Annotated in this window: 21 protein-coding genes; 8 read left to right on the top strand and 13 right to left on the bottom strand. The window is 39.2% G+C overall.

All coding sequences use genetic code 11. From position 1 onward, the window contains the following. Window positions 1-69 precede the first annotated feature (69 nt). Together V4519_01850 and V4519_01845 are read right to left on the bottom strand one after the other, a co-directional pair. Window positions 70-399 carry a hypothetical protein gene (locus tag V4519_01850; protein ID MES2436728.1) on the bottom strand — a complete coding sequence of 110 codons (330 nt, stop codon included), beginning with the start codon at window positions 397-399 and terminating at the stop codon, window positions 70-72. Window positions 400-445: 46 nt separating this feature from the next. Beyond that, window positions 446-1864 carry an exonuclease domain-containing protein gene (locus V4519_01845; GenBank protein ID MES2436727.1) on the bottom strand — a complete coding sequence of 473 codons (1419 nt, stop codon included), beginning with the start codon at window positions 1862-1864 and terminating at the stop codon, window positions 446-448. A gap of 152 nt (window positions 1865-2016) precedes the next feature. On the opposite strand from V4519_01845, the gene V4519_01840 reads away from it, so the two are divergent. After that, window positions 2017-2166 carry a lmo0937 family membrane protein gene (locus V4519_01840; protein ID MES2436726.1) on the top strand — a complete coding sequence of 50 codons (150 nt, stop codon included), beginning with the start codon at window positions 2017-2019 and terminating at the stop codon, window positions 2164-2166. Window positions 2167-2245: 79 nt separating this feature from the next. Here V4519_01840 and V4519_01835 read toward each other — a convergent pair whose 3' ends face one another. Beyond that, on the bottom strand, window positions 2246-2998 hold the full coding sequence (locus V4519_01835) for a hypothetical protein (GenBank protein ID MES2436725.1): 753 nt from the start codon (window positions 2996-2998) through the stop codon (window positions 2246-2248). Between the two features lie 302 nt (window positions 2999-3300). On the opposite strand from V4519_01835, the gene typA reads away from it, so the two are divergent. Together typA and V4519_01825 are read left to right on the top strand one after the other, a co-directional pair. Next, complete coding sequence (typA, locus tag V4519_01830) at window positions 3301-5088, top strand: translational GTPase TypA (protein MES2436724.1); 1788 nt, start codon at window positions 3301-3303, stop codon at window positions 5086-5088. Between the two features lie 71 nt (window positions 5089-5159). Continuing rightward, on the top strand, window positions 5160-5366 hold the full coding sequence (locus tag V4519_01825) for a hypothetical protein (GenBank protein ID MES2436723.1): 207 nt from the start codon (window positions 5160-5162) through the stop codon (window positions 5364-5366). Between the two features lie 60 nt (window positions 5367-5426). Here the strand turns inward: V4519_01825 and V4519_01820 are convergent, their stop codons facing one another. Then, on the bottom strand, window positions 5427-5723 hold the full coding sequence (locus V4519_01820) for an RNA-binding protein (protein ID MES2436722.1): 297 nt from the start codon (window positions 5721-5723) through the stop codon (window positions 5427-5429). A 120-nt stretch (window positions 5724-5843) separates the two neighbouring features. Continuing rightward, window positions 5844-6566, bottom strand: a complete 723-nt coding sequence (locus tag V4519_01815; GenBank protein MES2436721.1) for a hypothetical protein — start codon at window positions 6564-6566, stop codon at window positions 5844-5846. Window positions 6567-6583: 17 nt separating this feature from the next. Here V4519_01815 and hisS point away from each other — a divergent pair, with 17 nt between their 5' ends. From hisS to V4519_01795, 4 genes are all read left to right on the top strand, one after another. Beyond that, complete coding sequence (gene hisS / locus V4519_01810; GenBank protein ID MES2436720.1) at window positions 6584-7906, top strand: histidine--tRNA ligase; 1323 nt, start codon at window positions 6584-6586, stop codon at window positions 7904-7906. A 3-nt stretch (window positions 7907-7909) separates the two neighbouring features. Then, the gene (locus V4519_01805; GenBank protein ID MES2436719.1) at window positions 7910-8485 is read left to right on the top strand and encodes a ribonuclease H-like domain-containing protein; all 576 of its coding nucleotides are present in this window, start codon (window positions 7910-7912) and stop codon (window positions 8483-8485) included. 111 nt (window positions 8486-8596) lie between these two features. Continuing rightward, on the top strand, window positions 8597-8950 hold the full coding sequence (locus tag V4519_01800) for a hypothetical protein (protein ID MES2436718.1): 354 nt from the start codon (window positions 8597-8599) through the stop codon (window positions 8948-8950). 83 nt (window positions 8951-9033) lie between these two features. After that, window positions 9034-9876, top strand: coding sequence for a thioredoxin domain-containing protein (locus tag V4519_01795; GenBank protein MES2436717.1), 843 nt, complete (start codon window positions 9034-9036; stop codon window positions 9874-9876). Here V4519_01795 and V4519_01790 read toward each other — a convergent pair whose 3' ends face one another. Beyond that, window positions 9877-12900: an ATP-dependent DNA helicase gene (locus V4519_01790; GenBank protein MES2436716.1), complete on the bottom strand. Its 3024-nt coding sequence runs from the start codon at window positions 12898-12900 to the stop codon at window positions 9877-9879. 121 nt (window positions 12901-13021) lie between these two features. Between V4519_01790 and V4519_01785 the strand changes: the two genes are divergently transcribed. Next, window positions 13022-13423 (top strand): hypothetical protein, encoded by a 402-nt coding sequence (locus V4519_01785; GenBank protein ID MES2436715.1) that lies wholly within the window; start codon window positions 13022-13024, stop codon window positions 13421-13423. Window positions 13424-13578: 155 nt separating this feature from the next. Here V4519_01785 and V4519_01780 read toward each other — a convergent pair whose 3' ends face one another. The 7 genes from V4519_01780 to V4519_01750 all read right to left on the bottom strand — a co-directional run bounded on the left by V4519_01780 (window position 13579) and on the right by V4519_01750 (window position 26342). Then, window positions 13579-14841 (bottom strand): sigma-70 family RNA polymerase sigma factor, encoded by a 1263-nt coding sequence (locus V4519_01780; protein MES2436714.1) that lies wholly within the window; start codon window positions 14839-14841, stop codon window positions 13579-13581. 10 nt (window positions 14842-14851) lie between these two features. Then, window positions 14852-16573 carry a DNA primase gene (gene dnaG, locus V4519_01775; protein MES2436713.1) on the bottom strand — a complete coding sequence of 574 codons (1722 nt, stop codon included), beginning with the start codon at window positions 16571-16573 and terminating at the stop codon, window positions 14852-14854. 27 nt (window positions 16574-16600) lie between these two features. After that, window positions 16601-20305 (bottom strand): DNA-directed RNA polymerase subunit beta', encoded by a 3705-nt coding sequence (gene rpoC, locus V4519_01770; protein MES2436712.1) that lies wholly within the window; start codon window positions 20303-20305, stop codon window positions 16601-16603. A 23-nt stretch (window positions 20306-20328) separates the two neighbouring features. Next, on the bottom strand, window positions 20329-23538 hold the full coding sequence (locus V4519_01765; GenBank protein ID MES2436711.1) for a DNA-directed RNA polymerase subunit beta: 3210 nt from the start codon (window positions 23536-23538) through the stop codon (window positions 20329-20331). A gap of 471 nt (window positions 23539-24009) precedes the next feature. Further along, window positions 24010-24693, bottom strand: coding sequence for a tRNA (guanosine(37)-N1)-methyltransferase TrmD (locus V4519_01760; protein ID MES2436710.1), 684 nt, complete (start codon window positions 24691-24693; stop codon window positions 24010-24012). Between the two features lie 44 nt (window positions 24694-24737). Then, window positions 24738-25955 carry a hypothetical protein gene (locus V4519_01755; protein ID MES2436709.1) on the bottom strand — a complete coding sequence of 406 codons (1218 nt, stop codon included), beginning with the start codon at window positions 25953-25955 and terminating at the stop codon, window positions 24738-24740. A 75-nt stretch (window positions 25956-26030) separates the two neighbouring features. Then, on the bottom strand, window positions 26031-26342 hold the full coding sequence (locus tag V4519_01750; protein ID MES2436708.1) for a KH domain-containing protein: 312 nt from the start codon (window positions 26340-26342) through the stop codon (window positions 26031-26033). Window positions 26343-26356: the final 14 nt, after the last annotated feature.

Raw genomic sequence — 26356 nt, 5'->3', positions numbered from 1 at the left:
AATAAAGCTATGCTCGTCGCATAGCTTTACTATATCACACGTATGATCACTCATTTGTGTGGATTTCTTTTAGAGTTCGAACGGTTTGAAAAGATAATTAACTACTTTATGAATATTCTTTCCAACCTTTTCAGTATGTTTTAAAACATGTTCTGTCTGTTTCAAAACTTTACTTGGCCGTTGATGCCGAGTAGCAATTTCATGAATACGATGATCAATTAATTCTGTCATAAGTGGTTTATCACTAATGTCATGAATATCAATTACTTCTCGTTCTCGGAATTCAGAATATTCACCTTTATTTTTGACAGTGGTCAAAATTGAATCAACTTCAAGCTGAAGCTTTGCGGCAAGCTCTTTATGATCCTTGTGTTTTGCGTGATATACGTGTGTAGTCATAGTATTTATATACTTAACTTAATATGTATATTATATCACTTTTATATCATAAAGTCAATAGATTCTTCATCTCAAATGGAGTGATGATTTTAACCCTTTGTTTATAGGTTTTTAGGTGCTGAACGAGGATTTTATAGGCATCATAATCGAATATATGATTCTGAGGTAAAAACTGTCGCTGGCCGCCTTCATCGTACTGAATACTGCCTACGAGCCGCCATTCATTGATAATATGAGTAATTCCCGTATCTTTATCTTTTGTTTCCGTAATAGTGATAGGACCATTGTATGGCCATGCCTTTAATCTTCTGCTTGAAAAAGCTTCATCAAATCTAAGATTATAGGCAAGTGTATCTTCTTTACTTGCACATGCGCCCTTACATTTTCCTAGCTGGGTATAAAAGCATGCCCCTGTTCCCTTCTCAAGTCCTGACAACCTCGGACACAATGAATGTTCTTTTGCATACGCATCAAGCATTTTCTTTGCTTGCATCATGCTTCTGAAAATGCCAATTATTTTATGAGAGTGCTCAAGCTCTTCTTGATCATACTGTTCTATACGAATAGATTTGTATCCATTATGTGAATCTTCTATCACACAGCACAGCTTTTTCATTTTTCGAGAAAGTTTATTGTAAAGTGGTTGTTCTGTTTTTATTAAATGTGATTCAAGTAAAAGCGCACTAAGCTCTCCGGCTGTCTCCCGAGCTTCTATATCTCTCACCTCTTCCAAAAATCTTAGTGTATTTTTTGTCATACCTCCAAAATGAGATACTACCCGCTGTCGAATATTTACACTTTTACCTATATATAATTTTTCACCATCTTCCCCATAAAAGATATATACCCCAGGTCCTTCAGGAAGAGATTTAATAACAGACTCGTTTAAAAATGTAGGCAATCTTGATCTACCAATTATCTTTTCTGCTGCTTCTGTAAATTTTTCTTTATGCTCTGTATCTGCTAAATACAAGAGATCTACTAATACCTGAGCATCACCTAAAGCTCTATGGCGATCTTCACAAACAAAATTAAAGCGAGAAATAATAGTAGAAAGATCGTGTCTCTGAAATTCAGGATACAAATATTTTGAAAGTCTCACTGTACACAATTGTCGAGCTGAAAAAGAAATATTGAGGCGTGACAACTCTTGTTTTACAAAAGAATAATCAAACCGCACATTGTGAGCAATAAATATAGCTCCTTTTAATAACCTTTCTACATCTTTAGATATGTCATAGAAAGTGGGAGCATCTTTTACATGATCGGTTGTAATACCTGTCAAAGAAAATATTCCGGAAGGAATAGAACACTCCGGATCAACAAGTGTAGAAAAGCGCTCTATTTCTTTGCCCTCTTCAAATCTGATAATCGCAATTTCAATTATCCTGTCATGAGAAGGACTCGCCCCGGTTGTTTCTATATCTACTATTGCCAATGGCTGCAGTAATGATAATGACTTCATATTCATATATATAAGTGTAATTTTATCATTTGTGAAAAAAGCTCAAAGCGCGGCTATTGCTTAGAGCAGGCTCAGCAAATGTAAGAGCTGCAGCAGAGCTTCGTCTACAGTTGAGTAAAGGTCGGTAGTTATTGAAATAATCACATTCGCTTATGCTATCTACAATTGCAATTATCCTTTTGGTACTTTGGCTTGTAGGCTTTATCGGATTTCCAACAGTTGGCGGATTAGTCCACCTTCTTCTTGTAGCTGCCGTTATTGTCTTCGCAGTTCGACTTATCCAGGGCCGACGAGTTATCTAATTTACTTGATACACAAACTAAAAAATGATCACGCTTAAAAATAGTGTGATCATTTTTAGCAATAAAAAAACCCAAGCAGCTACGAGAGCGACTCAGGGATAATGCACAAGACTATGCCCATTGTGTTGATTCCCATCGCGACGACATCTTTGTTAGTCGTCGAGATGTTGACCCCGTCGTCGAAGACCTGGACCGTTGGAATAGTATCTCCTTCGGTAAGGTCTACATGCATGCCATCAGTAAGGCATGTTTCTCGCTGGCTGTGAGTCAGCGTAACGATGGTTTCAACGACTGTAGGAAAGTGAGCCCAGGCGTACACTCTTTTGCGGTTCATCAAATACCGCATCATTTGCTCCCTCCCCGCATCCCTAAGCCGAAGCTTCATGTTGATGAGCATGTAGCACGGAGCATCGTGCTCCGACATCCATTGCGGTCGTTCGTGTTGCTGCCAAATGCTCGAGTGATAAAAATCTTCAGGCCGCTTGGTGTGCATGTCGAGAACTGAAATTCCCAAACAACACACGAGCCGCCATTTATCACCTTTGGCATTTGCTTTTGCACAACGCATAAGTCGCTTCTTGGTAAATGGAATCGGTAGGTCATGAGGCACCTCCATATTCCACACCGATGCCGCTGTAGCAGCATCGATGACATATGGATCACCAAGAATTGATTTTGCTTCTTCGAGTGTAACGAGCGGACGCAACAAGCGTCGAGCAACTTCGCCAAGCCGAGACGTAAACAGACGAATTATCGGCTTCAATGGTGGTAGACGCATGCGGCCTCCTTTCTTGTAATTTGGGTGAGCATGGTTCCATTTCAATCGTACCATGGTTTCAGGTATACTTATCCCGAACCTATGTACAAACGTGAGGTAATATGACTCAAATAGTAACTAAGGGGGTTCAAAAACTAGCTCGTAGTTTGTTGAAGCTTCTGAGCGCTGTGTGCGGCCTTATCGCTATTGCGGCCTTCTTTCTGTGCTCACTGGGCATCTTCGAAAGAAATGCACCTGAACCAAAGAAACCCGATCAGCCAAATGTTTGACACATGAGGCTTTTTTTATTATGATAATAGCCTAATTAGAGCTCGAGCTCTCTTTTTATTTATAGGCATTTTAAGGTTAGAAGACACATGGAAATTCGAAATATTGCAATTATTGCGCACGTGGACCACGGTAAGACAACTCTTACTGATGCTTTGATGCGCCAGACAGGTATGGTGGAAGAAGGTATATCAATGGACTCAAACGCCCTTGAACAGGAACGAGGTATTACTATTTACGCTAAGAACACGTCAGTATTCTATAAGAATACAAAGATCAACATTGTGGACACACCGGGCCACGCCGACTTCGGTTCTGAAGTGGAACGTGTGCTGCGATCTATCGACACCGTGCTTCTTGTAGTGGATGCTCAGGAAGGTCCTATGCCCCAGACACGATTCGTACTTAAGAAATCTCTCGAGCTTGGTCTTAAGCCTATCGTTGTTTTAAATAAAATTGATAAACCTGCTGCAGATGTAAAGCGTGCACATGATCAAGTTCTTGAATTATTCTTCGAACTTGGAGCAAATGACGATCAGCTCGATTTCACAACTATCTATGCTATCGGACGACAAGGAGTTGCAAAGCTAAAGATGGAAGATGAATCAAAAGATCTTACTCCCCTCCTTGATCTTATTTTAGAAAAAGTTCCTGCAGCACAAGCAGATACAGAAGCTCCACTTCGAATGCAGGTGTTCAACCTTGGATACGACAACTTCCTAGGACGACTTGCTGTTGGCCGAGTATACGAAGGTAAGATGAAAATGGGACAAAACATTTTTGCAAAAACACCAGATGGAACTATTCACTCTGGAAAGCTAACTAAACTATTTACATTCAAAGGTGTAACTCGAACAGAAACTGATATTGCCGAAGCTGGAGATATTGTGATGATGGCCGGAATTCCTGATATCTATATTGGAGACACTGTGTGTGAATCACAGGATCAAGAAGCGCTTCCTGCTATTCAGATTGATGAACCTACTATCTCTCTTACATTCTTGGTTAACGATTCTCCATTTGCCGGACAAGAAGGAAAGTTTGTTACAGGACGACAAATTCGAGAACGACTAGAACGAGAACTCGAAATCAACGTTGGACTCAAAGTAGACTTTACAGGTGAAAATTACAAAGTATACGGACGAGGAGAATTGCACATTGCGATCTTGCTTGAAAATATGCGACGAGAAGGTTATGAACTCCAAGTATCACAACCACAAGTTATCATCAAAGAAATTGATGGAGTAAAATCAGAACCTTTTGAAGAAGTAACTATCGACGTTCCTCAAGAATCATCAAGTGCTGTTATTGAAAAGCTCCAGCGACGACGAGGAATCATGATGAACATGACCGAAGAGCGAGGTCAGGTACGATTGGTATTTGAAATCCCAACTCGAGGTTTGCTCGGATACCGAGGACAGTTCGTTGTAGATACTAAGGGAGAAGGAATTATTTCTTCACGATTCCTAGAATTCCGAGCATATGCTGGAACAGTGGAACGACAGACATTCGGATCTATGATCTCAATGATGAAAGGAAAGTGTCTCGCCTTCTCTCTCGACAACCTTCAGCAGCGAGGAACTCTCTATGTAGAACCAAGTTATGAAGTATATGAAGGTCAGGTTGTCGGAAGTGTTACAAAAGGTGATGATCTTTATGTAAACCCAACCAAAGGAAAGCAGCTCACCAACATGCGAGCTTCAGGATCAGACGAAGGTATCTATCTTGCTCCTGCCTACATCCTCTCTATCGAACGAGCCATGGAAATTATGTCAGATGATGAATACATCGAAATTACTCCAAAGTCAGTTCGACTTCGAAAGAAATTCTTAAACAAATCAATGCGAGATAAAGCGCAGCGAGAAGGAAAATTATAATTCCCTACTTCAGTTTTATTTTATCTTGATGTGCTTTACTTGGAGCATTAACAAGAATAAAATAGATCTATATGGAACAAGGATTTCAAAGATTAGAAACTCTTATAAATTCACTTTCAGGCCAAATGTCTGATCGATTTGATAAAGTCGATGCAAGATTTGATCGAATAGAATCAAGATTAGTAACCGTCGAGAAAAACACCTCAAGCCAAGAACGAAGAATCACTAATCTTGAAGATGATAACCGAGTTATAAAGAATAAATTAGGTCTGATTTAAGCAAACAAAAATCCCTCACCTTTCGGTTCGGGATTTTTGTTTTGTAGAAAACCTTAGAATTTAGTAACTCTGTCGGTCTCCCATTGGAGCTCGCTTATACTGGTCCCGTGGAACCATAGGCTTTGCTTCGTTTACAATGAGCTTTCGGCCGTCGAGAGTAGCACCATTCATACCGTTGATTGCTGCTTCTGCATCTGCGTCCTCAATTTCAATGAAACCGAAACCTCGAGATCGTCCTGTCATCTTGTCCATAATGATCTGGGCAGAGACAACTTTTCCGAATTTCTCAAAAGCTTCCTGAAGGCCTTGCTGTGTCGTATTGTATGACACTCCTCCAATGTACAATTTTTTTGACATATCCTTTATACGTTAACTTACATCGTATGCGACCTCTCTTCTACTAATTACTTAGGATCGAACGAGAACCTTACGATTGGCTCTAATATATCAAGAGGCCATAAAAATGCAAGGATGAGCTTAGATTACCCATTCCCCCACTTTCGTACGTTTAATACGATATGCAATTGCACCGCACGATAATTCTTTGCCAAGGTTATGAGCAAAACTCCTCATATACGTACCACTTGAACATGAAACTTTTATTTTTAGCACACTAAAAACACTACTCTCATGTTCTTTTAATGCATTCTTCCAAGAACTAAGAATTTCTTCTTGTCTAAAATCACCAGTAATTAAAGTGCTATCTAATTCTGCATTTTCTATAAGTTCTTTACCTGAAATAACATTCTTAGATAGAATTTCACATGAAAATATTTCAACTTTTTTCGTAGGAATTTCTATTTCATCTAATTTACCTTCTCTCGCCCATTCAAACATGGGCTTTCCGTTTACAGGCTTTGATGAATATGGTGGATATTCTTGAACAAACTTACCTATATATTTATCCAGATTTAGTATTTCTATTTCAGTATTTTTAATCTCAGATATCTTCCCCAATCCATCATACGTATCAGTTTCAATCCCAAACAAAATATCTACTACATAATCTTTATCAAGATTCAAATACTTTTCACGTTCTTTATTTTCTTCCCCTACGAGCACAAGCATAAGTCCCTCGGCCATAGGATCAAGTCGCCCCGCATAACTTAAAGCTGTATCTTTGTAGTCTAGTTTTTGACCCCGTAGTTCATCGAGTGCTTGGAGTGGCGTTTGACCTCTTCTTTTGTAGACTAGTTCCATATGGTAGAATCTACCTCATGAACGACGAAAACACAAAGAAATCTCTTGGAACGGAGCCATATAAAGGTGTTCGGGACTTTTATCCTGAAGATATGTTTATCCAAAACCATATTTTCTCTACTATGCGTAAAGCAGTTGAAAGCTTTGGTTATGAAGAATATGCAGCATCTATTTTAGAACCAACCGAGCTGTATAAAGCAAAGTCTGGAGAAGAAATTGTTAATGAACAAACATACTCTTTCAAAGATAGAGGCGACAGAGATGTAACACTACGTCCAGAAATGACACCTACAGTAACTCGTATGGTTGCAGCAAAACGAAAAGAGCTTTCATTCCCTCTTCGATGGTATTCTATTCCCAATCTTTTTAGATATGAAAAACCACAGCGTGGACGTCTGCGAGAACACTACCAACTCAATGTAGATCTCTTTGGAATTAGTGGTATTAATGCAGAAGTAGAAATTATTTCTACAGCTCATGCAGTTATGAAACATTTTGGTGCAGAAGAAAGAGATTTCAAAATAAGCATCAACAACAGAAAAATTCTCAACTTTATATTACATGATGCATTTAATCTCAAAGAAGAAGATGCATACAGAATTACAAAACTCATAGATAAGAAAAAGAAGATCTCAGCAGATGAGTTCAAAAATCAAATACAAGAAATCTTGAATGATCAGACAGATAATTTTGTACTAGCTCTCAATGCGCAGAATATTGATGAACTTCAAAAACGTTTAGCTGACAAAACATCACAAGAAATCAACGGTTTTGCAGAAACGAAAGAGCTCCTTGAAAAGCTCTCATCAGCTGGAATCACAAATGCTGTTTTTGATCCAACCCTTGCTCGTGGTTTTGATTACTATACAGGAATAGTATTTGAAGTTAATGATACAGATCCCGCAAATGTACGATCACTTTTTGGAGGTGGAAGATTTGATGAATTACTTGCTGTATTTGATGTAGAAAAGGTTCCTGCAGTAGGATTTGGTATGGGTGATGTTACTATTCGAGATTTTCTTGAGACTCACAATTTACTTCCCCAGTTTAGTTCTAAAACCCAAATCGCACTTTGTCCATTTGATGAATCTTCACTTGCATATACATCAAACCTAGCTCAAACACTTCGCAGCAAAGGTATAAATGCTGTAGTAGATATCACTGGTAGAAAAGTTGGAGATCAAATCAAATGGGCAGATAAGCATGCAATACCGTTTATTATGGTTATTGGCGAAAATGAGATTAAAGATAAAAAGTTTACTGTAAAAGAATTGGCAACTAAAACAGAAGCTTCTTTCGCAAACGAACAAGAAATTATTGATTACCTAAAACGAACATAACGTATGCGTAAAATTATTTTCGATATTGAAACCCGAAATATGTTTTCAGATGTCGGTAAAAATGATCCAACCCTTCTTGATCTTTCCCTCGTAGGTGTATGGGATTCTGAAACAAATAAGTATACAAGTTACCTTCAAGAAGAGTTAAACCAATTGTGGCCGATTATAGAAAAAGCAGATATTTTGATTGGATATAATTCTGATCATTTTGATATTCCTCTGCTCAATAAATACTATCCTGGAGATCTTACTAAAATAAAAAGTTTGGATTTACTTAAAGAAATTAAGAATGCTACAGGACGCAGATTTAAATTAGATAGTATTGCTGAAGGAACTTTAAATATTAATAAATCTGGGCACGGTTTACAGGCTATCACCTGGTGGAAGCAAGGTGAAATTGAGAAAATTCGCCAGTACTGTTTGGATGACGTGAAAATTACAAAAAAGGTGTATGACTACGCACTTAAAAACAGCAAACTTAAATATAAAGATGCTGGCAAAATAATTACTATTCCACTTGATACAAATAATTGGGATGATATTGATGAAAGTTCACTCACCCATACCCTTCCTTTCTAATTGTAAGCTGGACCGAACTCATCCGTCTTTATATACTAGTGGTAGTGACTCATAAACGACGTCCCTGTCCCTAGCACACGGAGGTGTGACGTGCTTACGAATCAAGTAGTTATGGATCTGGCGGCAATGCTCGGCAGGTCCCACGACTGGAGGAGGTTCCTCATCGACGACTTCCTTCCCCAATGCATGGACGTACTCAGGCAAAGCAGCAAGCAGATCTACGATCAGAAGCTAGTTGCCAAGACCCCGCCCTGGGAAATGGACGCCACCGTGTGGCCCCATCTGTGCACGTGCGACAAGACCCTTTGCTATTCGCTGGTCTTGAGATGGGACTGCTACCAGTCCCTGCCGAATGCGTGCCTCATGCTTGCTCGCTACCAGATCAACAAGTTGCTGGCAGGTCAGCCTGCGGACAAACACATAGATCTGGTTATGCTTCAACATGAAGTCGTCGAAGCCGCATAAGCCCTGCCCATCTGGACAGAGCTTTTTTATTTTCTTGAAATGTCATCCATGGTAGAATATATCCATACTAATTGTCATTTACTATGGATCAAAATCATTACCAAGATCACCAGCCTCAACCGGCGAAGACAAATGTCTTACTGCCATTTTCAATTATTATTGCAGGTATTATTATTGCTGGAGCTATCTTTCTTGTTAAAAAAGATAGTCCAGTTGCAAAACAAGCAACCCAGTCACTCAGTATCACCGTAAATCCAGTAACTCCAGCAGATCATGTCTTAGGTAATCCAAATGCCAAGGTTTCTATGATTGAGTTCTCAGATACAGATTGTCCATTTTGTCAGCGATTTCATCCTGAGTTACAAAAACTTGTAGACAAATATGGTAAAGATGGCAAACTCGCATGGGCATATCGACATTTTGCTTTTCATGAACGCGCACCAAAAGAAGCTGAAGCTACAGAATGTGCGGCAGAAATTGGTGGCAACGATAAATTCTGGGAGTACCTCAACAAAGTATTTGCTGCAAAACATTTCCAAACAAGTGCTACCGATAAATACGTAGGTATTGAAGTATCACAGCTTCCAGTTCTTGCTGAAAGTATTGGAATCGACAAAGCAAAGTTCTCAACATGTCTCACAAGTGGAAAGTATGCAACAAAAGTTAAGCAGCAATATGATGAGGCAGTAAGCGCTGGTGCCGTTGGAACTCCTCATACAGTAATCATTTCAGAAGCACCTCTCAATAGAGCAACTATCGATTTCATTGAACAAACCAACCTACAAATTCTCACTCGCCAAGGCACAGGAGGTATGGCACCATTCTCAGTATCAAATGATGGAACTAAATTAATCGTAAGTGGTGCAATGCAAGCTACTGTTATGGATCAGATTATTCAGCTCATCATTCAAGCCAACTACAAATAATTAGCTTTTTTGTTCCATTAGTTTTCTCAATCTACAAAATTCACAATCTTTCTTAGAACAAACAGACTGCCAAAAAGAAAAATCATAAATTTCTTTGGCAGTTTTTTTGATGAGTATTTCTAATTCATCTACTTCTTCCTGGCTAATAGTGAATGCTTCTTTCTTAAATCGCCCTTCTGTATCAGATTCAAGAAAATCAATAATTCCCGTAGTCATTGTATATTTATTTTCTTCAAATCTATCTAAGAGCAGCTTATAGAATACCAACTGGCGTTTGTATCCCCCATCAGAATTTTTAGTCTTACCTTCGATCTCATTACGAGTCATTGGCTTTTTTGTTTTATAGTCTATAACCGTTACATAGGGCGCGTTATCCAATTCTATTTTATCGAGCTGTCCTCTAAGGTTCAAAATGTGCTGTGTAGCATCAGAACCTTCAAAACTAATAGGAATACCAGATATAGTAAATTCAGTAAGTAGAGCTCGTGGCCAATTGTTTTTATACAAATCAAAATATAAACTAAGTGCTTCTCTTCCCTTTTTAAGTGAGTCTTCGTAATCTCTTAATTCAAAAGGCTTTTTACGAAGGTTATCTTCTAGTACTTCTAATAACCTGTCTTTAGTCAGATCTTCTTCTATTCTGTATTTATCAAAAAAGAATTTGAGCGTTTCATGTACTGCAGTTCCATACAATTGATGTTTACTCTGTGGCTGAGGAATTCGCACCAAATTTTGAAAAAACCATTTCCATGGGCAGTCTAAATAATTGTTAAGAGCAGTCACTGCCATACCTTGATCTAAGAATAACTTTTTTAAGAATTCTTTATCCTTAAGATCAATGCCAAAATTCAATTGTGGAGCAAATGAAAAACTAGGTACGGCTAATTCATGCTTAGGGATAGTCTCAACATCAATCTGCTCTTTATGATCTTCAGCAATTTCTTCTAAAAACTGGGATGGTAACTGATCTATCTTTCCTTCTAGACTCTGACTACACCATGTAATAGTTAATCCTTTTCGAGCACGTGTGAGTGCCACATAAAACAATCTTCGCTCATCATCAATAGCGTCATATTCTTCTTTATGTCCAGGTAGTGGAACTTTAAAATACTTCACATCCCGCTTATTTCCCCAATGACCATCACATGCTCCAATTATATACACATGATCAAATTCCAATCCTTTTGATCGATGAGCTGTCATAAGTCGAACCCCCTGACGAGATTCGCTCGTATTTTGGGAAGAAATTAAAATCTTGTGAGATTTAAGCAAATCTAAATACGTAATAAAATCACGCAACTTATATTCTTTATGATTCTGAGCGACTCTTTTAACTTCACCAAAAAAAGCTTCAAGCTTATGCAATTTATCCAATGATCCATTATGAGAAAGTATATACTCAAGAAATCCCGACTCTCGTACAATATGCTCAAAAAAGTCTACAATGTTTTTATTCTTAGCAAGTGATGCCCAGTCTGAAAGCTTTTCATTTAAAGCTACAAATTTCTCAACATTATGGACTCCGGCCTCATTCAAATAACTTTCATCTCTGAGACAATCATAGATAGAAATTCGTTGTGACTTTGCATATGTGGAAATTCTAAATACATCGATATGACTGAGCTTGAGGAAATCAATAAACATAACATCCATGAGTAATGCATTATTTCCAAGTTCATTTATGGCACGGAGAATGAGCAATAATTTATAAATATCATCGTCAGACAATACATCTTGTCCAGATTCCACAGAAAAAGGCACAGCCGTTTTTTCAAATGTTTTTACTAATGGAAAAACATCTTTATTATTTCTAAATAAAATAGCTATTTCAGAGGGAGAAATTCCAGATCTAATTTTATCTTCTATATCTTTTAGTAAAAATAGATACTCATCCTCTACTTTTAAAAAGTTAGCAATTCGAATTTTTTCAGGTACGAGCTTGCTTTGAGACTGTAGTTGTACACGTAAGCTTGCATCTTCTACTTTATTTTTTTCAATAACACTATGGGATCCATCGAGAATAGTCTGATGAGATCTATAGTTTGAAACTAAACTAATTAAAGAGGCTTGTGGGTAGATACGCTTGAAATACAGAAAGTTTTCAAGTGATGCACCTTGAAATCGAAAGATTGCTTGCTTTTCATCTCCCACAATAAAAAGATTGGGGTTATCATGAAAGCTTGAAAGCTGCTCCAAAATACTGTTTTGTGCTTGATTTGCATCCTGATGTTCATCGGCAAGCACATATTGATATTTTTCTTGCAATCGCAAACGCAAATCTTCATTGCGTTTCATTGCCCGCACCACCTCCATAATCATATCTTCAAAATCAAACAGGCGTTCTTTAGTAAGGGCTACCTCATAACCTCTATATGCAAGAATTAATTCTTTGTTTTTTTCAATCTGCTTTTCAAGATCTTTGTATGCGCCTTTCATTTTGCCTTTATAGGCTCCTTTTTCATAGTATAAATCAGGAATTACATCAAAATCTTTTTGTTGCTTGGCAACTATCTTTTCTAGTTCATCAGGATCTATGTTTTCACGTTTAAGATGCTTTATCTCTTGCAAAATGGGTCGCACATAATACAAAGGATCGCCGTATGGTTTTAGCCGTTCAAGGCTCAGCGACTGAAGCACACCTTCCATTAATCTAATCTGATCGATATCAGTAGCATTATTTGCACCAATAATTCGTGGAAACTCTTCAGGGAAATTTTTAATCACATCATTGGCAAAACCATGAAATGTAGTAATCATGACTTTGTACGCAGCACTGCCAATAATATCTACCAATCGCTTTCGCATAGCATGCACTCCCGACTCGGTAAATGTAAGAGCTAAAATAGAGTCAGGTCCCGCATCAGTTTCTTTCAAAATATTTGCAATACGCAAAGTAAGAATCTGAGTTTTTCCAGTACCAGGTCCAGCAATAACCATAACAGGGCCATCAATCGTATCTACTGCCTTTTTCTGCTCGGGATTTAGTCGAGTATAAAGCTCTTGGAAACGTTGATTTGTAGCCATAATATACCTATTATAACACACCAAAATCACAGCCCAACAGACACTTGACTCATGTGCTTAAATATGATACTATAATAGATGGAGTTGAGATATGTTGGGGATTGTCCCTGCGTGAGGTTTTATGCATCCGCTTCTACTTCCTACCGGTACTTACGGACCAAGGAAGGTCATCCTAAGAGAAACCCCAAACCCTCTCGAAGAGCCAGCTTGCCTGCCCTCAAGGCAAAAAGCTGAACTCGATGCTCGACTGGAGAAGCAAAAGAAGGACACTGGTCGCTTCGTCAAATCCGCACCGAATATGGCTAGACAAATAGTGGAGATTCTAGCGGATCCTTCAATCACCGATCAACATGATGTTGAATCGGCGAAGGAGGTACTTCTCAAAGAAGTTAAAGACGATTACGAGCTCAGAATCAATAAAGACATGAGCGGCGACGATTTCGTTCTGAAGATCCTACGCGTAATGAAAGGTGCAAATCGATTTAAGGTTGTGCACCTCATGAACCCCTGCACCTGTTCTTAGCAAACTCAGCAACTTCGCTGATATGCAAATTCACCCTTACCCCCTAGAAAGGAGGTACCTAATGAAACATTCCCTTCGTAAAGATTGGACTCGTCATTAGGCTTTTTTTTTGCAAAAAAACAACCCCGCCATAAGCGGGATCATTTCTTTTAAATTTAATAGTTTCGAAGCCGGTTTACTTTCTCGTGCTGACGAATCTTTTCATGAGCTTTCGCTTCAATCTGTCGAATTCGTTCTCGAGTCACACCAAATTTTTTACCTACTTCTTCAAGTGTGTGCTGCACGCCATCAATGAGTCCGTGTCGCAATTCAAGAATCTTTCGTTCTTTTTCTGGAAGATCATTGAGAATCTCACGAACTTGATCACCAATAATTCGTCGTGATGAATCTTGATCTGGAGAAAGAATTTTATCATCTGCAATGAAATCCTGAAGTTCTGATTCTTTATCTCCCCCATCATCTCCTACGGGACTCTGAAGTGAAACAGTACTCTGGTCAATCTTTTCGATATTGTAAATCTTATCTACATCCATTCCCATTTCTGTAGCGATTTCTTCAGGCAATGGATCTCGTCCCAAATCTTGAGCAAGTCGTCGTACAACCTGCTTATACTTAGCAATTGTTTCCACCATGTGCACTGGAACACGAATAGTTCGTGATTGGTCGGCTAGAGCACGTGTAATAGCCTGTCGGATCCACCAGGTTGCATAGGTTGAGAATTTATAGCCTTTGGTCCAATCAAACTTGTCTACAGCCTTAAAGAGGCCCAGGTTCCCTTCCTGGATGAGATCCAAAAGGGTAAGGTCTGGACTTCGGCCTACATACTTCTTGGCAATAGAAACCACAAGTCGGAGGTTGGCTCGTGCCAAAAGATTCTTAGCTTCTTGTTCTCCCTTTTCAATTCGCTTTGCAAGATCTTTTTCCTGTGACGCGTTTAATAGTGGATACTGACCAATTTCTTTCAAATAGATTTGAATAGAATCATATGATGAATCACTTCCCGCTCCGTAATAGCTTTTCTTTGGAGCCAAATCATCTGCTGATACATCAAGAAGTCCTCCTCCTTCAAGAACATCAATTCCTGATGAAGAAAACTTTTCATACAATTCTTCTAGGAAGATAATATCATCTTCAATTGTTGGAAATTCTTTCAGAATTTCATCATAGGTAACGAAGCCTCGTTCTTTTCCTTTTGCAACAAGCTTATCTGACTTTTTTTCGTTATCTTCTTTCTTTGATCCAGGTTTAGAAGCTACTTTTACTTTCTCTTTTGTATCTTTAGACTTACTGTTTTTTTCAGACTTAGTATGTGCAACTGGCTTTGAAGCTTTTGGTGCAGATTTCTTCACAGGTGCTGCCTTTGGCTTAGCACCTTTTTTTACAGTCGTATTCTTTTTTTCTTTGTTATTTTTTTTCATTAGAGTGGTGTTATGCTCGTTCTCGTAAGAGCTTGCTTAACTGACTCGATATTTCCTGACACTTTTGTAAGAGTTCGACTGCTTTATCTGCATTCCTTTCTCTTTCTGCTTCTTCCAATTCTTTGACGGTTTTCCCAAAAAGTTCTCGAAGGTATTCTTCATGGAGACTTTTTACCAACTCGTCTGTATATGTATTTAAATTTTTGCTGTCTTGATAGGAGACTTCAGCTTCAAATATGAGCTCGTCTTGATGTTTGCGCATTTCTGTCTCAATGTCGCTCATCTGTTCCTTACCAATAATATTACTTAATTTTGTCTTAATGTCTAGACTATCTAAGACGGATGAACTCTGTTTTTCTTGCCAGAATAGAATTCCAAACAAAGTTCGTTCTATTGAACCCTTTCGAGCGGGCATAGCCTTATTCTGAGGCTTATTTACATCAGGCACAGCAGCTGTATAAAGATTCTTCTCTCTTTTTCGTATTTCTTGCCAGATTACATCTTCCTTAATCTTAGCTTCATGTGCAATCTTACTGATAAAGTGCCCCTTTTCTATTTCGCTCTTCAGTTCTGCAACATAGGGTAAAACATTTTTTTCAACCTCTAGAGCTCGCTCGCGACTATCAGAAAAAGTCTGAAGGATTCTATCCAATTCAACATCGATAATATGACGGGCATTTTTTACAATAGTTTCAAATGCCTGTGGATCTTCCAAAATAAGATCTGCTGGATCTTTACCTTTGGGCATTACAGCAATCTTTACATCCATTCCAAGCTTTAGAGCAATCTGCCATCCGCGAGCTGCAGCTGCGAGTCCTGCACTATCACCGTCATACGCAATAACTACTTTATTTGATAGTCGACGTACGATTTCAAGCTGATCCTGAGTAAGCGCTGTACCTGAAGATGCTATAGCATTAGAAACTCCGGCTTGATGACTCATGAGCAAATCCATCTGTCCTTCTACAAGTAGTGAATAGTCTCGTTTTCGTATTTCTAGTTTTGCTTTATCAAAACCATACAATACTCGAGATTTTTCAAACAAAACTGTTTCAGGACTATTGATATATTTTGCTTCAGTACCATCGTGTTCAAATTGTCTACCAGAAAAAGCGATTACTCTTCCTGAAGAATCAAATAATGGGAACATGATACGTCCGCGAAATCGATCATAGTGGTCTCCTTCTCGTTTGTCAGACTTTTTTGCCAAGCCTACTTTTTCTATTTCTTCTATCTTGAAACCTTTTGTTAACAAGTAGGTAGATACTGCTTTCCAATCAAGGGGCGCATATCCAACACGCCATTCACGCACCGTTTTTTCTACAAGACCTCGTTTCTTCAGATACTCTTTAGCATCTGTTTTATGCATGAGTTCACGTTGAAAGAAAAGTGTAGCATGCTCCATTGCTAAGTACAGTTTTTCTCGTTCTGTACGTATCGTTGGATTTTCTTTTTCAAGTGTGACACCTGCACGCTGCGCAAGCACCCGAAGGGCTCCCATAAAATCGAGCCCCTCGAATTCTTGAACAAACGACAGAATGTCACCCTTATGACCACATCCAAAACAATAGTACGTATTCCTATCTGGAGAGATAAAGAATGATGGCGACTTTTCGTTGTGGAATGGACATTTTGCTTTGTAGTTGGTACCAGCTTTTTCAAGCTGAATATACGATCCAACAACATCAACAATGCTCAATTTTTCTTTTATTTTTTCTACGTGAGAGGACATGTATAAAACTTCACGTACTAACCGACTCTACTCCTCAAATCGTGGTGCTGGAGCTGAAGCTTTTTGCATTGCTTCAATCATCTTTGCCTTTGGACTTCCCTTAAATCCTGTACCTGCTGGAATCAATCGTCCTAAGATAACGTTTTCCATAAGACCACTTAGGTTGTCTTCAGTACCTCGGATAGCGGCATTGATAAGAACTCGAGTTGTATGTTGGAATGAAGCTGCTGAAAGGAAACTCTTTCGTGAAAGAGAAACTTCAGTAATACCCATAACTACATATTCACCCTTAGCCTCTTCTCCTCCCTTCTCTCGTACTCGTGCATTTTCATGAACAAAGAGATGGTTTTCTACGAGATCGCCAACTGAGAATGCAGCGTCACCTGGAGTTTTGATGATTCGTCGTGAGAACATTTGTCGTACAATAACTTCAATGTGCTTTCGAGAAACAGATTCTCCTTGAAGTTCGTAGAGCTTTGATACTTCAGAAATGATGTAATCCTGAGTAACTTCTCGGCCTCCATATTTGAAGAGTTCGTCGATATCTGCAGAACCGTCGGTAACAATTTGACCCTTCTTTACCTTATCTCCTGCTTTTACAAGAATAACTCGGTTATAACTCACACTGTATTCATTATCATTCTTCTTCTTTGTCTTTGTAGTTTTTGCCTTTGGCTTCTCTCCTTCATCAGGAAGAATAGTAATGATTTTTTCTTTTCCAGTATCTTTAATTTCTGCAACAAGTCCATCTGCATGAATAACTACAGCAGGATTCTTTGGAGATCGTTTTTCAAAGACTTCTTCAACTCGAGGAAGACCTTGTGTAATGTCTCCTCCAATCTGTGCAGTACCTCCAGAGTGGAAGGTTCGCATAGTAAGCTGTGTACCTGGTTCTCCGATAGCCTGACCAGCAACAGTTCCTACAGCTTCTCCAATTTCGATAAGCTTGTTCTTTCCAAGATCGTTTCCGTAACAATGAGCACAAATTCCTGATGCACTTTCACAGGTCATTGGTGATCGTACGCATACTTCTTGAATACCAGCTTCTTCTATTTTCATTGACTCATCTTTTGTGAGTAGATGTCCTCGCTTGAAGAGTACTTCGCCAGATGCAGTAACAGCATCAAGTGCAAGTGTTCGTCCTCGGATGATCTTTGATACAGGAACTTCAAGTCCACTTCCACTATCCTTTCGAACATTGATTCCTTTCTTAGTTCCACAATCCTCTTCTGAGATCATTGTGTCCTGGGCTACAACGAAGAGCTTACGAGTAAGGTAACCTGCCTTTGCAGTGTTAAGCGCGGTGTCGGTAAGACCCTTTCGTGATCCGTGAGTAGTAATGAAGTATTCAATAGGTGTTAGACCTTCCTTTGAGTTTGAGATAATTGGGAATTCGATTGTTTCTCCAGCAGTATTTGTAATCAATCCTTTCATTCCGGCCATCTGCACAATCTGAGCAAGAGAACCTCGGGCTCCTGACATAACCATGTCTGAAACAGAACCATTTGGATCCAAACTTTCAGGAATAAGCTTTTCGATTTGACCCTTAGCATCTTGCCAAATTTCAATCATCATTCGAGCTCGTTCTTCCTGTGAAAGAAGACCGTCATTGTATTGTGACAACACAACATCTGCTCGAGCACGTGCAGCTTCGATAACCTTTGGCTTACCCTTTGGAATCACAACGTCATCAATTCCCCATGTTGTACCAGAGTGTGTTGCATACTTGAATCCGAATTCCTTAACTCGGTCGAGGATTGCAGGAACATTTTCGATACCGTAAATATCAATAAGATCAGTTACGATTGCCTGCATCTTCTTTCGGTTGATTTCTTGATTGATGAATGGATAGTCTTTTGGAAGAACAGCATTGAACAAAAGTCTTCCTACAGAAGTTTCAAATGGCTTACCATCAAATCCTGCATACTTCTGAGTATTCTTTGGAAGTACTTTGATTTTTGCTCGGAGTGAAAGTTCACCGAAGTCGTGAGCAGTAATTGCACTGTTTGCTCCAGGGAAAATTTTATCTTCTCCCTTTTCACCAGCAACAATCTTTGTCATCCAGTAACATCCAAGAACGATATCAAGCATTTTTGCTGATACTGTTGGTTCTCCAGATCCAGGCTTCAAGATGTTCTTCACAGATGCCATAATTTCCTTTGCTTCAAGCTGCGCTTCTTTTGAAAGCGGAACGTGAACGGCCATTTGGTCTCCGTCGAAGTCGGCGTTGAACGCTGTACATACGAGAGGGTGAACTTGGATAGCAGATCCTTCAATAAGGATAGGCTTGAACGCCTGCATACCTAATCGGTGAAGAGTAGGAGCTCGGTTCAAAAGCACATACTTGTCTTTGATTACATCTTCGAGAATTGCCCATACTTCTGGTAGACCTTCATCGATAAGTCGTCCTGCACCTCGAATGTTGAATGCGTGTTCTTTCTTAAGAAGTTCTGAAATAACAAATGGTCGGAAGAGTTCGAGTGCCATAAACTTTGGAAGACCACACTGGTGCAATCCAAGGTGTGGACCCACCACGATAACTGATCGTCCTGAGTAGTCTACTCGCTTTCCAAGAAGGTTTGCTCGGAAGAGACCTCGCTTACCCTTAAGATTGTCTGAGAGTGACTTAAGTGCTCGTCGCTGTGACTGATTTACCGCAGACTGTGACGCATTTCCGTGTCGGATAGAGTTGTCGATAAGTGAATCAACTGCTTCTTGCAAGATTCGCTTTTCGTTTCGGAGAATAACATCAGGAGCCATGATTTCCTTAAGCTTCTTGAGTCGGTTGTTTCGATTGATAACTCGTCGGTAAAGATCGTTTACGTCTGATGTTGCATATCGTCCTCCGTCTAGAGGAACCATTGGTCGAATACCTGGTGGAATAACTGGAATTCGTGAAAGGAACATCCATTCAGGTCGGATTCCTGAGCTAATCATCGCTCGGAGAAGTGACAATCGCTTGTTGATTTTATCAACTTCTGCTGATCCCGCTTTTTCAAGATCTACTTCAAGCTTCCCTGCCAATTTCTTAAGATCAAGATTTTTGAAAATATTGTAGATAGCTTCTGCTCCAATTCCTGCTTCAAAGAGTGTACCGTACTTCATTGAGTAGTTGTGGTACTGCACTTCATCAAGAACCTGACCTGCCTGAATATTTTCAATATCCTTCTTAGCAGTTGTCATCATCTCTTTCATAGCCTCCTTTGACTTTTCGTCTTGGAGATTCTTCATCTTTGACTTAAATTCTGAATCCAAGTCTTTCAAGATCTGCTGTCGTTCTTCTTCGTTTACACTGTTTACAATGTATCCTGCGAAGTAGATAACTTTCTCAAGATCAGGAGTATTCAATCCGAGGATCATACCAATTCGTGATGGCATTGATCGCAAGAACCAAATGTGAGATACGGGTGTAGCTAAATCAATGTGGCCCATTCGCTCTCGTCGAACAATTGATCGAGTGATTTCAACTCCACACTTTTCACAGACAATTCCCTTGTATCGAATTCCACGATACTTTCCACAGTAACATTCATAATCCTTATCTGGACCGAATATTTTTTCATCGAAGAGACCACTCTTTTCAGATCGCTGAGTACGATAGTTAATAGTTTCTGGCTTTGTTACTTCGCCATATGACCATTCCTTAATTTTTTCAGGAGAAGCCACTCGTAAAACGATTGCGTCGAAATCGAGATTTTCAGCTCCTTTAATTTTGTTGTTGGGGGTTTTCATAAGTTTAGATAATTAATGATGAATTATTTTTCGTCATTAGTTACATCTTCGTACTCGACCTTTTTCTTTTTCAAATCAACATCAAGTGCAAGTCCCTTTAGGTTTGCCATGAGCACATTGAATGATGCTGGAATATTTGGTGCCTGAATGTCGTTACCCTTAACGATTGCATCGAATGCTGCTGATCGTCCCTGGATATCGTCAGACTTAATAGTGAGAACTTCTCGCAAGTTGTATGCTGCGCCGTGTCCGAGAAGAGCCCACACTTCCATTTCTCCAAATCGTTGACCTCCTTGCTGAGCCTTTCCTCCAAGTGGCTGCTGAGTAATGAGAGAGTAAGGTCCAATTGATCGCATGTGGATCTTATCTTCCACCATGTGGTGAAGTTTCAAGATATACATGTAACCTACTGCAATTTCTTGCTGGAATGCTTCTCCTGTTCGTCCATCAAAGAGTTTCATTTTTCCGTTTTCTTTGTAACCAGCCTTTACCAATTCTTGCTTAATTTCAACATCGGTAGCTCCCGTAAATGGAGGGACGATAGCTTGATAATTAAGAGTTTTTGCAGCTAAACCTAAGTGAAGTTCAAGAATCTGTCCGAGGTTCATACGTGATGGCACTCCAAGCGGTGTCAAAATCATATCTACAGGAGTTCCGTCTGTCATGTATGGCATATCTTCAATAGGAAGAATCTTTGAGATAACTCCCTTGTTTCCGTGTCGTCCCGCAAGCTTGTCTCCTACAGATACATTTCGAAGCTGCGCAATTTCAATGTGAATTCGCTTGATGATTCCAGATTCAAGTTTGTCTCCCTTTTCTCGTCCGAATACTTTTACTGAGATAACTCGTCCTCGCTTTCCGTTCTCCAATCGCTTTGATGTATCTTTTACATCTCGTGATTTTTCACCGAAGAGTGATCGTAGAAGTCGTTCTTCTGGAGTAAGCTGAGTTTCTCCCTTTGGAGTAATTTTTCCAACAAGGATATCTCCTGGCCGTACTTCTGCTCCTATTCGAATGATACCTTCTTCGTCGAGGTTCTTAAGTTTTCCTTCTCCAACGTTTGGAATGTCGTGAGTTGTAACTTCAGGTCCGAGCTTTGTGTCTCGTACGTTCACCACAAATTCTTCTAAGTGGATTGAAGTAAACTTACTTTCTTTAACAAGTTTTTCTGAAAGAATAATAGCGTCTTCGTAGTTGTTTCCAGACCATGACATAAATGCAATAAGCATGTTTTGTCCGAGGGCCATTTGTCCTCCATCAGATGATGAAGTATCAGCGAGCAATTCTCCCTTCTCAACTTTCTGATTTAGGTTTACAACTGGTCGCTGGTGGAATGCAGTAAATCCGTTTGTTCGTGAGTAGTTCACCAACTTGTGAGTAATTTCTTTACCTTTATTTGTTTTGAGAGTGATCTGTCGTGCATCTACAGCTGAAATAACTCCATCTTCATCTGCAAGAATAAGTCGTCCTGTGTCTCGAGCTGCTTTCTCTTCAATTCCAGTAGCAACCAATGGTGCTTCAGGAATAATACATGGAGTAGCTTGCTTCTGCATGTTTGAACCCATGAGCGCTCGTGATGCGTCGTCGTGGTTTAGAAACGGAATCATAGAAGTTGCAATAGAGAATGCCTGGTTTGTTGCTACGTCGATGTAGTGCACATCGTTTCGAGCAACTACAATAGGATTTCCATTTGATCGCACTTCTGTTTCTTCTTCAGTTAGATTTCCATCTTTATCATACTGAGTTGCAGCATGAGCAATATTGAATGATTCTTCTTCAAGAGCATTCAAGTACTGAATTTCACCAGTGATCTTTCCATTCTTTACCTTTGCATACGGAGTTTCAATCATGCCGAATTCATTCAAACGTGCATAGGTGCAGAGTCGAAGAATAAGACCGATGTTTGGTCCTTCAGGTGTGTGGATTGGACACAATCGTCCGTAGTGAGATGGGTGCACGTCTCGCACTTCAAAGCCCGCTCGTAGTCGATCGAGACCTCCAGGTCCGAGAGCTGAGAGGGTTCGAAGATGTTCCAATTCAGACAAGATGTTTTCTTGCTGCATGAACTGAGACAACTGGTTTGTTGTAAAAAATTCTTTAATTCGAGCCTGTAGTGGCTTTGGTGAGATGAACTGCACAGGCATAGTAACGTCTGACTCAATAGTAGACATTCGATCCTGAATATTTCGCTTCATCTGTGAAAGACCAACTCGAATTTTCTGCTGCAATAATTCCCCAACATAACGAACTCTTCGAGATCCAAGGTGATCGATATCATCTTCTCGTGAATCAGGTGTGTTATTAAGGGAAATAACATGCTTCACAATAGTTGCAACGTCATCAAGATCAATAGTTCGTCGTTCAAGAGATTCTTCTTGCATGCTCTTTTCGAATCGCTTATTGAATCGGAATCGTCCTACTCGTGAGATATCATATCGCTCTTTATCAAAAATAGTCTTGATAAATTCTCGTGCGTTATCTGCAGTAGCTAGATCTCCGTCTCGTAGTCGCTTGTGGATTTCAATATATGATTCTTCAACTGTCTTTGCATGATCCTTTGCAAGAGAATTTTCAATTGAAGCCTTTGCTTCTGGATTTCCTGCAAAAAGAGCATGAATATCTGCATCAGTTGTAGCTCCAAGAATTCGGAGGAGTGATGTTACTGGAAACTTTCGCTTTCGATCAATTCGAACGTAGAGGGATCCGTCCGATTCTGATTCGATTTCAATCCATGCACCTCGTGATGGAATGATTTTTGCTCCGAAGTATGTTTTTCCTTTGATTTCACCAGATGTGAAAAACACGCCGAATGATCGAGCCAATTGAGGGACAATTACTCGTTCAATACCAGCGATGATAAACGTACCGTGAGGAGTCATGAGCGGAAAGTCCGCCATGAAAATTTCTTGTTCTTTAGTACCACCGATAGTCTTATTCTTAAGACGTACGATTACTTTAAGAGGCGCTTCATATGAAAGCTTATTGTCTTTAGCATAAAACTCATCGTACTGAGGAGCTCCAAGCTTAAAGCCTGCGAAATCAAGCTCAAACTTCTTACCTGAATAATCCTTAATTGATGAAAACTCACGAAATACTTCTTCAAGGCCCGATTCGAGAAGGAGCTTGTATGAATTAAGCTGCGCTTCTACGAGGTTTGGCATCTCGGTAAGGGGTGCTTTGAACTTACCGAAGATCTTTTGTTCTCTCTTTGCTGGGGTATTTTTTGTCGACATATACAAAAATATACTAATTAATAAATTCCCTCTTTATTACTAGTAACCTTTTCACACACCCATAAACGCAAAAAACGGCCCTGGTGAGGCGTTTTATGCGCTTTGAATTTGTTTATAGGTTGAGTAGCAAGATACTGGGCAAACTTCCCTTATAATTTCCCATCATTCAGCCGTAACACAATCTTGCAATGGTAGATCGATACTGTATCAAATTCTAATGATTTGTCAAATACGACTATATTTAGTATAAAAATTCCCCTAAGCAAGCTTAAGGGTTAACGTATGCACGGCCTAGTGAGAAGACCATGCTGACAGCCCCTAGCAACATCAGGCTAAGCATGATCCATGCGACGAAGCGTCGCAGGGGCTTATTGTGATAATCGCTGTGGTCTATCCCGCTGGATTGGGGTTGGGACATATTACCTCCAGGGTTCCTTCTTTTTTTATACACCTCAAAGCAGGATCTGTCAACTATTGCTGTGCTCGCCATTTCTCTACCTCCCCATGATTACCCGAAAGGAGAACCTTTGGCACACTATATTTCTTCTTTTTATATTCAAAGACCTCAGGACGTGTGTATACATCTGCTGAAGCAGCACGTGATTCCTCAAGAGAATTTATATCTCCCAATACTCCTTCTATTTGCCGTGCGACACAATCCATAATAATCATTGCAGGTAGTTCCCCTCCTGTAAGCACAAATGGTCCTACAGAAATATCTTCACATTTAAAAATTTTCTTAACCCGCGCATCTATACCCTCATATCTACCTGAAATCATAACTATATCTGTATATTTCTTTGCAGCTACTTTTGCATATTCAGTAGTAAATTGAGTACCAGATGGACTGAAGAAAAGAATCTTAATTTTTGGCTTTTTACCCAGTAGTTTTTTAGTTTTAAATCTCTTCTCTATTTTTTTATGAGCATCTTCAAGAGCAAGTACAACAGGTAAAGCTTGAATAACCATACCAGGCCCTCCGCCATAGGGCTTTCTATCAATGCGTGCTTCAAGGCCATTCTTCTTTTCGCCATAATCTCGAGGATTATAAAGATGAACTTGAATCTTTTTATCTTCAATTGCCCGCTTTAAAATAGACTCACCGAGGTATGAGTCAAAAGAGTTGGGAAATAATGTAATAACGTGAAAATGCATATTATTGACATAGTATGCATTAAGTGTTGTTTTAAATCAAGCTCTTATTCTAGCTCTATTAGAAGCATATTCAACCTAAATTTCCCAGATGCACTAACTGAACAATGAGCATACTCTGAGGTAAATGAGGCAATATCTGCATATGGGTCATTTGAAATACCCCAGTTTTTTAGGTTGCTGCGAGTTGAAGTTGCAATAAAATACGGTTCACCTATTTTGGGACCTATTTGAGTTTCCTGAAAATCTGAACAATAGATTCTCATATAATTTTCTGTCTCAACCCCATATCCTTTATTTTCTCCATCAATAAAAAAGGTACTAGTAACAGCAACTCGTGTGTTTGGGTCAGAATCAGAATACATTTTTACAGAAGTACCATTAATGAATTTTGGGTAGTTCACTTTAAATCCATACTCAGAATAGAAGATATTTTGTCCTGAAGCGAACCCGGGTTTTGGACGACTCTGTCGGGCCTGAGTATCATAATCAATCGTATCTTTATTTGATTGATTTACATAAATAGTCATATTAGGAATTTTCTTAAATGTAGTTATAGCATTTACATCCTTCCCACTTGCTTCAGATAGATTCATAGCAGTTAATCCTCCGGACTTTGTATATTCTAATGTCATTGAACCGATATTCAAAAACTTCTTTGAGAAAATTGCCTCTTCATTATTTTGAGTTTGTAGATATTCTGCCTCAGTTGGTGAATATTTACTTTCATCTGATTTTTGCATTGCTACTATAAAAGAAAGATCTTTCTCAAAAGGTACAAATCCAGAAATACTTCTTGATTTATGTAGTGTTTTCCAATTTACTTCTTCGAGAGGATAAAACTGAGATTCAATATCATTTGCATGATATAAAATACCATCAGCAATTATTACTGGTGGTTTATAGGTTTCTCCCACCCCATTTCCATAGTAATTGATTTGTTCGCCAACAATAAGTGTGTGGCCATTATAAGTAGTTTGATATAGATTATTGAGTTCAACTTTATGAAATGGGCTATTTTGAACGAGAGCAAGTTGTTCTTGTACTTGCCCTAAGTTTTTTATTTCAATAGATGATGATGCAACATTTGTTGATCCCAGAGGTTGTGCAGCTGGGATCTCTTTATCAACAAGCGATTGTACATACTGATTGAATCCAAATAAAAGTGCTACAACAGCAATTGTAATGATGCATATAAAACCGATGATTAAACCAACACTTACGTTACTTCGATGATTGGGATTATGATCAATAAAAAATTTCATGGAATATAAGAATATAAAAAGAAAACCTGTTGTACATATAGTACAACAGGTTCCCTTTATCGTATAGATGAGTTATTAGAGCTTTAAGTCTTCCATTGCTTCATCAACCGTTTTCATTACTGAATCCTTCTTGATCCCACCCTCTGGTTCGTTGATCTTAAGGTTGACGCGTGCATTGTTCTTCATCCCTACCACTCGAAGGAGGGTTCGGATAGCCTTTGCGGTGTTACCCTGTCGGCCAATAATCTTACCCATGTCCTGAGGATTTACACTCAAGGTCATAAGTACTCCCATTTCATCCACTGTTCGTGAAATTTTCACGTCATTTGGATTCTCAACAAGAGCTTTTACTACGTACTCAAGAAATTGTGTATCGCTTTCTGTCATAAATAATTCTGTTC

This window comes from Patescibacteria group bacterium (genome assembly GCA_040387855.1).
Taxonomy (GTDB): domain Bacteria; phylum Patescibacteriota; class Minisyncoccia; order Phycocordibacterales; family JAKAEA01; genus JAZKCY01.
Note: the sequence above shows the minus strand (reverse complement) of the source record. Positions and strands in the feature narration are given on the sequence as shown.

Excerpts from the sequence above, each read along its gene's own strand:
- V4519_01820 (MES2436722.1), bottom strand. The coding sequence starts at position 5,723 with ATGTCAAAAAAATTGTACATTGGAGGAGTGTCATACAATACGACACAG.
- V4519_01850 (MES2436728.1), bottom strand. The coding sequence starts at position 399 with ATGACTACACACGTATATCACGCAAAACACAAGGATCATAAAGAGCTT.
- typA (MES2436724.1), top strand. The coding sequence starts at position 3,301 with ATGGAAATTCGAAATATTGCAATTATTGCGCACGTGGACCACGGTAAG.
- V4519_01815 (MES2436721.1), bottom strand. The coding sequence starts at position 6,566 with ATGGAACTAGTCTACAAAAGAAGAGGTCAAACGCCACTCCAAGCACTC.
- V4519_01805 (MES2436719.1), top strand. The coding sequence starts at position 7,910 with ATGCGTAAAATTATTTTCGATATTGAAACCCGAAATATGTTTTCAGAT.
- V4519_01785 (MES2436715.1), top strand. The coding sequence starts at position 13,022 with ATGCATCCGCTTCTACTTCCTACCGGTACTTACGGACCAAGGAAGGTC.
- V4519_01800 (MES2436718.1), top strand. The coding sequence starts at position 8,597 with ATGGATCTGGCGGCAATGCTCGGCAGGTCCCACGACTGGAGGAGGTTC.
- dnaG (MES2436713.1), bottom strand. The coding sequence starts at position 16,573 with ATGTCCTCTCACGTAGAAAAAATAAAAGAAAAATTGAGCATTGTTGAT.
- V4519_01795 (MES2436717.1), top strand. The coding sequence starts at position 9,034 with ATGGATCAAAATCATTACCAAGATCACCAGCCTCAACCGGCGAAGACA.
- V4519_01760 (MES2436710.1), bottom strand. The coding sequence starts at position 24,693 with ATGCATTTTCACGTTATTACATTATTTCCCAACTCTTTTGACTCATAC.
- hisS (MES2436720.1), top strand. The coding sequence starts at position 6,584 with ATGAACGACGAAAACACAAAGAAATCTCTTGGAACGGAGCCATATAAA.
- V4519_01840 (MES2436726.1), top strand. The coding sequence starts at position 2,017 with ATGCTATCTACAATTGCAATTATCCTTTTGGTACTTTGGCTTGTAGGC.
- V4519_01835 (MES2436725.1), bottom strand. The coding sequence starts at position 2,998 with ATGGTACGATTGAAATGGAACCATGCTCACCCAAATTACAAGAAAGGA.
- V4519_01755 (MES2436709.1), bottom strand. The coding sequence starts at position 25,955 with ATGAAATTTTTTATTGATCATAATCCCAATCATCGAAGTAACGTAAGT.
- V4519_01825 (MES2436723.1), top strand. The coding sequence starts at position 5,160 with ATGGAACAAGGATTTCAAAGATTAGAAACTCTTATAAATTCACTTTCA.
- V4519_01750 (MES2436708.1), bottom strand. The coding sequence starts at position 26,342 with ATGACAGAAAGCGATACACAATTTCTTGAGTACGTAGTAAAAGCTCTT.
- V4519_01790 (MES2436716.1), bottom strand. The coding sequence starts at position 12,900 with ATGGCTACAAATCAACGTTTCCAAGAGCTTTATACTCGACTAAATCCC.
- V4519_01780 (MES2436714.1), bottom strand. The coding sequence starts at position 14,841 with ATGAAAAAAAATAACAAAGAAAAAAAGAATACGACTGTAAAAAAAGGT.
- rpoC (MES2436712.1), bottom strand. The coding sequence starts at position 20,305 with ATGAAAACCCCCAACAACAAAATTAAAGGAGCTGAAAATCTCGATTTC.
- V4519_01845 (MES2436727.1), bottom strand. The coding sequence starts at position 1,864 with ATGAAGTCATTATCATTACTGCAGCCATTGGCAATAGTAGATATAGAA.
- V4519_01765 (MES2436711.1), bottom strand. The coding sequence starts at position 23,538 with ATGTCGACAAAAAATACCCCAGCAAAGAGAGAACAAAAGATCTTCGGT.